General features: G+C 66.0%; 6 protein-coding genes and 2 pseudogenes. 5 read left to right on the top strand and 3 right to left on the bottom strand.

What is annotated here, in order from left to right:
• Positions 1-201 precede the first annotated feature (201 nt).
• The 3 genes and pseudogenes from WS69_RS24000 to WS69_RS24010 form a co-directional block, all read right to left on the bottom strand.
• A pseudogene (locus WS69_RS24000) lies at positions 202-1,020 on the bottom strand (hypothetical protein); the annotation flags it as partial.
• Positions 1,021-1,138: 118 nt separating this feature from the next.
• On the bottom strand, positions 1,139-3,427 hold the full coding sequence (locus WS69_RS24005; protein ID WP_059473163.1) for a nitric-oxide reductase large subunit: 2,289 nt from the start codon (positions 3,425-3,427) through the stop codon (positions 1,139-1,141).
• Positions 3,428-4,063: 636 nt separating this feature from the next.
• Entirely contained in the window at positions 4,064-5,227 is a 1,164-nt protein-coding gene (locus tag WS69_RS24010) for an alkane 1-monooxygenase (RefSeq protein WP_059473164.1), read from the bottom strand.
• A gap of 420 nt (positions 5,228-5,647) precedes the next feature.
• Between WS69_RS24010 and WS69_RS24015 the strand changes: the two are divergent.
• The 5 genes and pseudogenes from WS69_RS24015 to WS69_RS24035 all read left to right on the top strand — a co-directional run bounded on the left by WS69_RS24015 (position 5,648) and on the right by WS69_RS24035 (position 11,458).
• Positions 5,648-6,342, top strand: a pseudogene (locus tag WS69_RS24015) (FAD-binding domain-containing protein).
• Between the two features lie 130 nt (positions 6,343-6,472).
• A complete protein-coding gene (gene cysC, locus WS69_RS24020) occupies positions 6,473-7,084 on the top strand; it encodes an adenylyl-sulfate kinase (RefSeq protein ID WP_059473165.1) in 612 nt (203 codons plus the stop codon).
• Between the two features lie 815 nt (positions 7,085-7,899).
• A complete protein-coding gene (locus WS69_RS24025; RefSeq protein WP_059473167.1) occupies positions 7,900-8,613 on the top strand; it encodes an autoinducer binding domain-containing protein in 714 nt (237 codons plus the stop codon).
• Between the two features lie 937 nt (positions 8,614-9,550).
• Entirely contained in the window at positions 9,551-10,561 is a 1,011-nt protein-coding gene (locus WS69_RS24030; protein WP_059473168.1) for an alpha/beta hydrolase family protein, read from the top strand.
• Between the two features lie 105 nt (positions 10,562-10,666).
• Positions 10,667-11,458: a 4'-phosphopantetheinyl transferase family protein gene (locus WS69_RS24035; RefSeq protein WP_059473166.1), complete on the top strand. Its 792-nt coding sequence runs from the start codon at positions 10,667-10,669 to the stop codon at positions 11,456-11,458.
• Positions 11,459-11,930: the final 472 nt, after the last annotated feature.

Genomic DNA, 11,930 nt, shown 5'->3' on the forward strand with positions numbered 1-11,930 from the left:
GTTGTTCCGATGCCTGAGGTTAACAGCTCGCCGCGAAAGTTAACAGCCCCACCGGGCCTTTTTGAAACCGTCTCTTAATGCATCATATGGAAGAAACGCGCGCAAGCCCTGCGACAAGATTGCACGGCTGCGGCCTTGCTCGAGCGCAAGACCGCCGTGTCGGACCGTTGACACCACGGAGGTGGTGATCCAAAGGGGATGTTTGCCGATGTTTCGGCGCGTCTTCGCTTGACGCGCGAGCCCAATGCCGATCGCGAGCGTCACGGCGAAGCTCGCGATCGCGACGGCGGCGGCTTCACCGCCCGCGCGCCGCAGCGTGAACACATCGAGGAGGCCACCCGCGACGCGCAGCGCGACGGTCGCATGCAGTAGCGCGAGCGGCGCGTAGAAGAATGGCCGATATGCCACGCGCAACTGTGCGACGGCCGGCACGATGATCGGTGTGTGCCCGAGGATCATCGAGAACACGAAGCCGAGCGTGAGCGCGTGCAGGGCGGCGTCGTGCGCCGGATGGCCGGGCGCGAGCGCGCCGTCGAGACTGAGCGCGCCGCTCACGGCGAGCCGGCCATAGCCGGACAGCAGGCAGACGGCGACGAAGCGCGTGAGGCCGCGCTGGCGCACCGTGCGGCGCGCGATGTCGTAGCGAATCAGCCATAGCGCGAGCAGCAACTCGCCCGCACCGAATAGCCGCAGCGCGGGCAGCGGCTGCCACGGCGCGAGCGCCGCGGCGACGGGCAGCAGCGCCGCGATGCCGCGGAAGAGGGCGCTCGCGCTGCGCGGCAGTGGGCGCACGCGCGTGAGTTCGAGCCGCTCGGCGGCGATCGTCAGGATCAGGAACGCGAGCCACCATGGCACGGCCGAGGACGGATCGCCCGTCAGCAGCCAGACGACGTTGCCCGCCCGCCAGCACGCGACGCTTGCTGCGAGCATCCACAGAAACAGCGCCGTTTGCCGCCGCAGCACCGCGGCGCCGACGACGAGCGCGACGCTCGCTGCACCGATGAGCAGCGCGGCAGCGCGCGCTCGTCCGGCGTTTCGCTTCGGATTCTTGATGAATTGCACATGATTGGCCCCGAACGGAAGGAGAGGGAGAAGACCGGCCGCGCGTCGCGCGGCCGGCAAGTTCAGGTGACGATGCTTACGTGCGTTGCACGGTCTGTCCGACGGCGCATTCGTCGGGTCGCGACGGCGCGGGCCGGCGCAGCAGGCGCAGCGCGAACCATCCGAGATACAGCACGCCGAACGCGAACACGACGTCGCCCGGCACGCGCAGCCACACGAGTGCGTTCATGATCGGCGCATGCACGATCTCCGGCGAGCGCGCATACCAGAGACCTTTCGTCACGCTCGCATAGGCTTCATAGATGCCCGACGGCAGGATCGACAGGAACACCATCATGAAGAGGCCGACGTTGAGCAGCCAGAACGCGGGCTTGAGCAGGCTGTCGCTCCACGCGCTGCGAACGGTCATGCCGCGCAGGCAGAACAGCATGAGGCCGATGCCGAGCATCCCGTACACGCCGAACAGCGCGGCATGGCCGTGTGCGGGCGTCATGTTGAGGCCTTGCACGTAGTAGAGCGAGATCGGCGGATTGATCGAGAAGCCGAGCAGGCCCGCGCCGACGGTATTCCACACGCCGACCGCGACGAAGCAGAGGATCGCCCACTTGTACGACTGGATCCAGGGCGCGGCGTGCGACTTGCGATACGTCTGCCAGCCTTCGATGCCGACGAGCGCGAGCGGCACCACTTCGCACGCGGAGAACACGGCGCCCACCGCGATGATCGACGTCGTCGTGCCGGTGAAGTACAGATGGTGCAGCGTGCCGAGAATGCCGCCGAACAGGAACACGATCGTTTCCATCACGATCGCGCGATTCGCGCTTTCGAATCGGATGAGGCCGAGGCGCGCGAAGATGAGGGCGATCACCGCGGTCGCGAACACTTCGAAGAAGCCTTCGACCCACAGGTGCACGAGCCACCATCTCCAGTACTCGATCATCGAGTAGTGCGTGTTTTGCCCCCACGCGAGCGACGATGCATAGAAGAGCCCGATGCATGCGGCGGACAGGAACACCATGCCGATGAGGCCGCGGCCTTCGGTCGCCTTGTTCTTCAGCGCGGGCATCAGCGCGCGTCCCATCAGGAACAGCCAGAACAGCAGGCCGACGAAGAGCAGGATCTGCCAGACGCGGCCCATGCTCGTATAGGCGAGGCCCTGGTTGCCGATCCAGAACGCGTAGTTCGTGCCGAGATGCTTGAGCGAGCCGAGCCAGCCGGTGACGGTCGAGCCGACGACGATGAAGATCAGCGCCCAGAACAGCGCATCGACGCCGAGCTTCTGCAGGCGCGGTTCGCGGCCCGACAGGAGCGGCGAGATGTAGAGACCCGTTGCGAGCCACGCGGTCGCGATCCAAAGCACGCCGAACTGTGTGTGGATCGTGCGGCTCACGATCCACGGCAAGACGTCCGCGAGCGGAATGCCGAAGAAGCTGTGGCCTTCGACCGCATAGTGTGCGGTGATCGCGCCCATCAGAACCTGCGTGAGCAACAGGCCGATCACGACGTAGAAGTACTTCTTCGTCGCGCGCATCGACGGCGTCGGCTTCACGTTGACGAGCGGATCGTTCGTCGGCACGGCGAGCGGCGTGTCGTGCTCGCCGTGCGCGGTGTGATACCAGATCATCCCGGCGATCGCGCCGAGCAGGATGATCACGCTCGCGATCGACCACATGCCGTTCGCGGCCGTCGGCGTGTTGCCGACGAGCGGCTCGTGCGGCCAGTTGTTCGTGTACGTGATGCCCATTTCGCCCGGGCGGTCAGTCGTGGCCGACCATGCGGACCAGAAGAAGAACGACGCGAGTGCCGTGCGATCGGCCGCGCCCGGCACCGAGCCCGCCGTCATCGCGTATTGATCGCGCAGCGTGTCGAGCGACGAATCGGTGCCGAACAATGCTTCGTAGTGCTCGGCGACGCGTAGCGTCGCGGTGGCACGCGCGTCCGACAGCGTGAGGCGATTGCTTGCGGCGTCGTAGCGGTTCGTGCGCATTTCATGCTTCAGACGCGCATCGAGCATGCCTTGCTGATCGACCGGCAGCTTCGCGTACGGCGCGCCGAATTGCTGGCGCGCCCACGCTTCGCGCAGTTCGAGCGCTTCGCGATGCAGCCAGTCCGCCGACCAGTCCGGCGCGACGTAGCTGCCGTGGCCCCAGACGGTGCCGAGTTGCTGGTCGCCCGACGCGAGCCACACTTGCTGACCGCGCCTGATCTGCTCGCCAGTGAAAATGACGCGCCCATTTTCGCTGACGACCGCGTTCGGAATCGGCGGTGCGGTGAGATAGATGTCTCTGCCGAGCCATAGCAGGACGGCGAATGACGCGAGGCAGACGAGCCCGAGCCATGTCCATAGACGACGTGTGGAGCGCATGACCTCTCTCCTTCAAGAGGGTGGGATGTGGAGAAAACGTTCAATGCGACGGCGGTATGACGGGCCGTCGTTTTAACATGCACAACAAATGTATGTTTGTGTGGATGGTATGAGACGGGTATGCGCTTGTAAAGGCTCGATGCGGCGCCAGGGTGACGCGACGCGGTTGCGCCGCGCATGCGATCGACCGTGAAGGCGTGCCGATATTGGGTCGCAGGGCGTCACGGCAAAGACGGCGTGTCAATTGGCCGCGGGCGGGTACGACGCCGCGAGGCGGGTTGCCGTGGCGGACGCGATCGCACGCAGTGCGGGCGAAGCGCGGAGCCGACGAGCCGAGCGTCTCGTGGTCGGAAAGAGAAGCCGCAATGGATGCGAGCGCGATGAGGCGGGGTGACGTTCAGCGCGAGGCGACGGACACGAAGCGGCGGCTGACCTGAACCAACGACCAGGAGCGGGCTTTAAGCGCGAGGGCGTGAAGACGAGAAAGTGCGGAAGATGATGAAGAGAAGCAAGGCAACCCGTGGCCGGATGCCGCGCCGTGCCCGTTCTGAACGACAAAAAAAGCCGTGGCGCGCGTCGACAGGGCGCACACGCGGCGCCTCATGCGGAGAACCGTCAGCGCGACGGCCCGCATCGTCACGTGTTCGCGACGGCCAGATCCGCGAGCACCTTCCGCCGGATCGAAGGCTTGATGTTCGATTGCGCCATGTTCGCGCCGTAGTGCGCGACGACGCGCGGATTCATCACCCTGAACCATAGCGGCGGCACGTATGCGAGCAGGATCATCGCCGCATAGCCGGCGGGCAATTGAGGCGAATCGTCGAAGTGCCGCAGCGCCTGATACGAGCGCGTCGGATTCGCGTGATGGTCGGCGTGGCGCTGCAACTGATAGAGGAACAGATTGGTCACCACATGGTTGCTGTTCCACGAATGCTGCGGCGTGCAGCGCTCGTAGCGCCCGGTCGGCAACTGCTTGCGGCCGAGTCCGTAGTGCTCGACGTAGTTCACGACTTCGAGCAGCGATGCGCCGTACGCCGCCTGGATCAGCAGGAACGGGATCACCTTCGTGCCGCCGAACGCGATCGCGGCGCCCCACAGCGCGACCGTCATCGCCCACGCCTGCAACACTTCGTTGCGCCACGACAAGGCCGAGCGGCCGCTGCGCGCGAGCCGCTCCCGTTCGAGCCGCCACGCGGACGCGACGCTGCCGGCCACGGTGCGCGGCAAGAATGCCCAGAACGATTCTCCGTAGCGCGCGCTCGCGGGATCGTTCGGCGTCGCGACGCGCACGTGATGGCCGCGATTGTGCTCGACGAAGAAATGGCCGTACGCAACGGGCGCGAGCGTGATCTTCGCGAGCCAGCGCTCGAACGGGCTCGTCTTGTGGCCGAGCTCGTGCGCAGTGTTGATCGAGATGCCGGTCGCCGCGCCGAGCGACAGCGCGAAGCCGAGATAGTCGTACCACGCGAGCGACTGCGTGCTCACGATCCACATCGCGCCCGCGAATGCGACGTAGACGATGAAGGTCGCGAGATAGACGACGTAGCGGTAGTAGCGGTCGCTTTCGAGCCGAGGCACGACGGCGTCAGGCGGATTCTCGCTGTCGACGCCGATCAGCATGTCGAGAACCGGAATGACGCCGAACGCGAAGAGCGGCCCGAACCACCAGAAGATGTGCCAGCCGGTCGACAGTGCGAGGAACGCGGCCAGGAGCGGCAGCGTGATCGTCAGCGCGCCGAGCAGCCACCAATAGCGCTTCGTGTCGGTCCAGGCCGTTGATGCCGGTTGCTGAATTGCCATTGTCACCCTCCATGTTGGGTACCGATTGTGTTGTGCTCCGGTTTATTGCGTACGCAAGCGATTGTCGCTCGCGCCGACGAGTTCATGCCCGTTGCGCTGATTTATACGTGCACAATGATCGTTCAGCCAAACATTCGGATTAGGGCGCAGCCTCCAAACAGCGAAGCTTCCGGGGGCGCCGCCATGTCGCTTGCGTCGAGCGACGATTCAAACATCCGTGTAATCCATGATTGCGGAACGAATGGCGTATAAAACCGAGGGTAATTCCGTATATTTGGGGGCGGCGCAAGAAGCATGAAAGATCGCTACTGAGCGGGTTTTTCCCGCATGGCGAGCTTATTCGCCGTTCCCGCGCCGCACTCGCCTCGATACAGTCCGCAATCACGATTTTTCGTTTTTCTTTCGCGGAGGTCTGCCCCCTTGTCCGCCGCTTTCTCGATCGCTCACGCCGTCGTCCGGTTTCGCGACGATCTGCGCGTGTCCGATCATCCCGCGCTCGTGCGTGCCGCCGAGTCGGGACGTCCCGTGATCGGCGCGTACGTGTTCGACGAGCGCGCCGGTGCGCGTCCGCTGGGTGGCGCGGCGCGCTGGCGGCTGCACGGATCGCTGCGCGCGCTCGACGCGGCGCTCGCCGCATGGCGGCGCCGCGCAACCGGCTATCCGTTCGTCGACGCCGGTATGCGCGAGCTATGGGCGACGGGCTGGATGCACAACCGTGCGCGGATGGTATGCGCACCGTTCCTCGTCAAACATTTGCTGATCGACTGACGCGAAGGCGACGCGTGGTTCTGCGATACGCTCGTCGACGCGGACGCCGCGTCGAACGCGGCGAACTGGCAGCGGGTCGCGGGTTGCGGCGCGGACGCCGCGCCATATTTCCGGATCTTCAATCCGATTGCGCAGGGGAAGAAGTCCGACCCGGACGGCGCGTACGTGCGGCGCTGGGTGCCGAACTGGCCGGCCTGCCGGCGAACGCGATCCACGAGCCGTGGGTCGCGCCGTCCGCGCAACTCGCCGCAGCGGGCGTGCGGCTCGGCGATACCTATCCGCTGCCGATCATCGCTCACGACGCCGCGCGCAAGCGGGCGCTCGATGCATTGGTGACCGTAAAATGAATCCTGATCTGGTGCATTTAATTTTTTGTAATTAATATGGCCGAAATATTTCGAAAAGACCGCATTTTTGATCTCTTTCAGTTGTTAAACTCTCGCTTCGTGCTAGGAGGAGCTTGATAGAGGCGAATGCATGGACATGAAGGACGGTTTTCCGCCGGAGGCGATCGCTCCGGTCGTGTGGATGACGGGGTTGTCGGGGGCCGGCAAGACGACGACTGCGAATGCTCTGCTGAGCCGGCTGCTCGAGAGCGGCGCGAAGGCGATCGTGCTCGACGGTGATACGCTGCGCACCGGTCTGTGCTCGGATCTCGGCTTTTCGGACGCCGACAGGATGGAGAACATTCGCCGCTTCGCGCACGTCGCGAAGCTGTTCCAGCGCGAAGGCTACGTCGTCGTCGTTGCGACGATCTCGCCGCTGAGGGCGCATCGTGATCTCGCACGCTCGATCGTCGGGAACGGTTTTTTCGAGGCCTATGTGTCGACGCCGCTCGAAGTGTGCCGCGCGCGCGATCCGAAGGGGATGTACGCGCGCGCCGAGCAAGGGCGTTTGATGCAGTTCACGGGCGTGTCGAGTGCCTACGAGCCGCCTGTCGCACCCGACATCTCGATCGACACGACGAACTGCAGCGTCGCGTTTTCGCTCGGCGAAGTCATGGCGCAGCTCGACCAGGTGGCCGTGCTGCCGGCGCGGCTCGCTGCGACCGTGTCCGTGCCATTCCCGGCTGCGCTTCCCGCCGGCTGACGATTGTTCGGCTGACGAAGCATCCGGCCTGCCGCCGCGCAGCAGGCAACACCCAGTGTGCATGGCATGCAGGGTTCTGTCGCCGCGCTTCCTTTCTGTTTTCCAATTCATTGACGAGCGTGCCGGCGCGCTGCTTCGCTTCCCGAGCGTTCGCTCCGCGCCAGGTCACGTCGCCCACCGATGACGATATCGACGCCGTGCAAAGGCGCCTGCGCAACTCGCGCAGGCAGCCGACTGCATGCGGTCATCCAACGCGGTCATCCATCGTCTGCCGCGACCCGCGCGGCTCGCATCACAGGGCCGGTCGACATGGCCGAACGCATATTGCGGTGCGGCGAGCGCGCGTTGTTTTTCTTTTAAGCCATGCGATTGCGCCTATCGCGAAATTCACCTGGTTTCACTCTGCGGTTAAAAAAGAGACATCGCGCGAGCTTCGCGCTGCGCGCGTGCCGACGAGTCCGAGCGAGACGCGTTGCTCGTTCCGCCGGCGCATCCGCAACGGTGTTTTTCGAGATATCCGCAGTGACGCACGTGAATAATCAATAGAAGCATTGAGCGATCCCGTCGCCTATTCGAGCCGCGTATGGGCCCGTTTTACCGAATGAAAAAATCTCATTTGCCCGAATGAGATCGCGCATGTGTAATTCGAATCGAATTACACGAAAACACGAGCTGAAAAAGCACAATCATAAAAATCACGCTGATCATTCGGGCCGGCTGATTTGCCTCGCATCGATACATTGGACGCGGCGCTTCGCGCCGCCGACGCGCGAGACTTCGGCTTGCCCGGACATGGAGATCCGATGAGGGCGGCGATGGGGAATTGGGCAGAGGACCTGCTGGCGGGGCTGGACGGCGCCCGATCCGAGGAAGAAGCGTTTCGGAGCATCGAAGCCGCCACTACGGCTCTCGACTTCGAATACTGCGCGTATGCGCTGCGCGTGCCGTGGCCGCTGTCGAGGCCGCGAATCGAGACGCGCAGCAATTTTCCCGAGCAATGGAAGCGGCGCTACGGAGAGGCGGGCTTTCTCGACGTCGATCCGATCCTCGCGCATGGCCGCCGGTCGCAGCAGCCGATCGTCCTGACCGAGGCGCTGTTCGCGTCCGCGCATCAGATGTGGGTCGAGGCGCAATCGTTCGGACTGCGGTTCGGCTGGGCGCAGTCGAACTTCGACGCATACGGCGGCATGGGCATGCTCGCGCTCGTCCGCTCGAGCGAGCCGATGACGGAAGCGGAGCTCGACGCGAAGGAGTACCGGATGCGCTGGCTCGTGCGTACCGCGCACGCCGCGCTCGGCCGCATGATGCTGCCGAAGCTGATGGCGGATCCGGAGCGCGGTCTGACCGAGCGCGAGGTCGAGGTGCTCAAGTGGGCAGCGGACGGCAAGACGTCTGGCGAGATCTCGAAGATTCTCGCGATCTCCGTCGATACGGTGAACTTCCACGTGAAGAACGCAATCCTCAAGCTCAGGACCGCGAACAAGACGGCTGCCGTCGTGCGCGCGGCGATGCTCGGGTTGCTGAGTTGAGCGGCGTCGCATCGCGCGTGCGCGGGCGGGGCCGGATTGGCGAGTCGCGCGCGGTATCGTTGATGGACGTGAGAGGGCGAGGCTGCCGGATCGGCGGCCGATTGTTCTTGTAGCGAATACGTGCGTGGCGGCTACTGGTGCGATGCGCGCGTCTCGGCATCGAAGCTTGAACGCCCGTCTCCGAATGCCCAACTTCGAATTCCGCGATTAACGACGGCGCTTCCGCATCTTCAGCGTCCGCGCGTCATGGCATCCGTTATCGCGCTCTGCTGATGGATTCATGCGCGATGATGTCGTTTCCCGTGTCTTTGCGCGGTGTCCGATCATCGGTTCCCGAACAGCCGAATTTCGACGCATCGGCGCGCCGCCGCAACGCCGCATCGGACGGCGATCCCACTGATCTTCGACGCGGCGCTCGTTTAGCGCGAATCGGCGTTCGCACGGCGTTGCTACCGCTTGCTTTGGAGAAGGGCGCATATATTCTGCCGCGCGCGTCGCGCGTCGCGTGTCGTGTGCGTCCCGTGTTCCTCGCCGGCATATCGCACGATTCCGGCACCGCACTGCTGCTTTTCTGCAAATCGAGTAACGTATCGTTGCGGCTTCCCGAACCGTCCGGCTGCGGGCATTACCTGTGCGATAGGCGATTCCGGAAGCGCGCGGCTGCGCGATGTTCTCCCGGCCGAGTGCGAGGCGGCGAAACGCAGAAGCTGAGCAGATGGCGGCGCACGCGCGGCGTACACACGAATACGCGCGCTTGTTTTCGCGCGCCGATCTCGCGCGCCGGCGCCGCGCCGCGAAGCCACCCGATTTCGGCGAGCGAACACTGGACGTTCGCCTGCCGATCCGTCGAAAACCGAAACAACGACGGCTGCCGCCGGCCGGCGCTTCGTGCGGCCGCGCGGCGCGCCGTCTCGATACGACCGTCACAGGAGACGACATGCCGGATCAGCAGCCCGACGCCATTCCGCCCGAGCCTTTCGTCGCGCCGGCGGCCGACGGCTTTCCCGTGCGCGGCTTCGCGTGGCGGCATCGCGGCCCGGCGGCCGGCAGGCCGGTGACGGTCGTCAATTGCGCGACATCCGTGCGCTGCCGCTACTACTTCCGTTTCGCCGCCTATCTGTTCAGCCACGGCAGCGACGTGCTCGTCTACGACTATCGCGGCATCGGCGAATCGCGGCCCGACGCGCTCGCCGGCTTTCGCGCGAGCTGGCTCGACTGGGGACGTCTCGATTGCGACGCGGTTCTGCAATACGCGTCACGCACGTTTCCGGGCCAGCCGGTCGACGTCGTCGCGCACAGCGTCGGCGGGGTCACGCTCGGGCTCGCCGCGTCGAACGCGCTCGTGCGGCGCGCGTTCACGGTCGGCGCGCAATATGCATACTGGCGCGATTACAAGGGCTCGCATCGACTGCGGATGCTGATCAAATGGCATCTGCTGATGCCCGTCATCGCGCGCCTGTTCGGCTACGTTCCCGCCAAGCGGCTCGGCTGGATGGAGGACACGCCGCGCGGCGTCGCGCTGTCGTGGTGCCGCAGCCGGCCGCGCTTCGAAGACGCGTACGTGCGCGCGCCGATCGCGGAGACGGCCGACGCGCGGCGCGATCTCGTCGAGCGCTTCGCGCGCCTGAGCGCGCCGGTGCTCGCCGTCGGGCTGTCAGACGACGAATTCGGCACCGTCGAGGCAGTCGAACGTCTGCTCGGCTATTACACACGCAGCGCGATCACGCATCTGCGGATCGCGCCCGAGCAGATCGGTGCGGCGTCCGTCGGGCATTTCGCGTTTTTTCACAGCCGTTTCGAGCAGACGCTCTGGCCGATCGCGCTCGGCTGGCTGAAGACGGGCGAGCTCGCGCCCGATGCGCCGGGCGACGTCCATCGGCAGCCGTCCGCGCACGAGCGCGGCCGCGTGGTGCGCGCGGAGGAGGGCGGCCGGGCGGCGACCGGTTGAGCGGCGTGCGTCGGTCGCGGTCGGCTCGACTCGGCGCGACTCGGCGCGCGAAGATCCGTTACCATCGAGCGCTTTCCATTCCATGCACGACGTGCACCGCCGCCGATGCGCCAGCCGACCGACGCCGCTTTGCCGCTCACGTACGACGACGCCTACCGCGTCGTCGAGCTGTCGCCGCCCGCAGCGGCGCAGCGCGCCGGCGTGCGGCTCGTGCGGCTCGATTTCGATCTCGCTGCGGCGCGCGGCACGCGCGCGCTGGAACAGTTGAACGACGCCGAGCGCGAGCGCGCCCGCCGTTTCGTTCGCGCGGAGGACACGCTGCGCAGCGCGGCGACGCGCGCCGTGTTGCGCAGCCTGATCGGCGCGGCGCTCGGCCTGCCGCCCGCCGAGCTGCGGATTGCCGCCGACGCATCCGGCCGGCCGCAGCTCGCGCCCGAGCACGCGGCGCTTGCGCCGACGCTCGACTTCAACGTGTCGCATTCCGGCGCGCACGCGCTGATCGCTTGGAGCCGCGCGGCGCGCGTCGGCGTCGACATCGAGGAGCGGCGCGCGGGCGTCGACTGGCAGTCGCTCGGCCGCGCGGTGTTCGCGCCCGCCGACGCAGCGGCGATCGACAGGCTGCCCGTCGGCGAGCGCGAAGCGGCGTTCTATCGCGTGTGGGCGGCGAAGGAGGCGTTCCTGAAAGCGCTCGGCACGGGGATCGGCGGCGGCTTGACCGCGTTTTCGGTGCTCGACGGCGGGGCGCCGTCGATCGAGACGGCCGCGCCCGCCGTCGGCATCGTCGAGCCGACGGCGCCGGCGAGCGGCGCGGCGGCGTTCGATGCCGCCTGGCTCGACGCGCCAGCCGGCTACGCCGCGTGCGTCGCGTGGCGGCGCGCGGGAGGCGGCGCGTTCTAGCGGAGATCTGTTTCGCGGCGATTCGTCGAGCGAGTCGCACGAATCGTCAGCGGCTTGAATCGTCCGCGCTGTCCGGATCGTCGGCCCGCTCGAATCATCCTGGGTTGTCCGGATCGTTCGAGTTCGCTCGGGCGTCAACGCATCACCGTAATCACCGCATCGCGCGCGGCCGCCGGTGACTCGCGGCTTTGCATGTCGATAGCGAGGCGATACGTGGCGGCAGCCGTCGGAGCAAGCCTCTACGCCACCGTAATCCACGTCACCGATCTCGGCGATCGAAAGCCTCGCCGTAGCTCGCCAGCCATTCCGGCATCCCCAGCTTCCCCGGCGTCGAGCCCGCTCCGGCCCGTCCGGCCACTTCGTCCCCGATCCGACTGCGCACCTCGCCGGGCTAGGGCGTGTTCACACTACATTGATTTAAGGTTATGCTTCGGGGATGGAAATCTCCGAAGCCCAATTCAAACAGATCGAA

Origin of the sequence: Burkholderia sp. BDU5 (assembly GCF_001522845.1) — a bacterium.
Classification (GTDB): domain Bacteria; phylum Pseudomonadota; class Gammaproteobacteria; order Burkholderiales; family Burkholderiaceae; genus Burkholderia; species Burkholderia mayonis.

Excerpts from the sequence above, each read along its gene's own strand:
- WS69_RS24005 (WP_059473163.1), bottom strand. The coding sequence starts at position 3,427 with ATGCGCTCCACACGTCGTCTATGGACATGGCTCGGGCTCGTCTGCCTC.
- WS69_RS24010 (WP_059473164.1), bottom strand. The coding sequence starts at position 5,227 with ATGGCAATTCAGCAACCGGCATCAACGGCCTGGACCGACACGAAGCGC.
- cysC (WP_059473165.1), top strand. The coding sequence starts at position 6,473 with ATGGACATGAAGGACGGTTTTCCGCCGGAGGCGATCGCTCCGGTCGTG.
- WS69_RS24025 (WP_059473167.1), top strand. The coding sequence starts at position 7,900 with ATGGGGAATTGGGCAGAGGACCTGCTGGCGGGGCTGGACGGCGCCCGA.
- WS69_RS24030 (WP_059473168.1), top strand. The coding sequence starts at position 9,551 with ATGCCGGATCAGCAGCCCGACGCCATTCCGCCCGAGCCTTTCGTCGCG.
- WS69_RS24035 (WP_059473166.1), top strand. The coding sequence starts at position 10,667 with ATGCGCCAGCCGACCGACGCCGCTTTGCCGCTCACGTACGACGACGCC.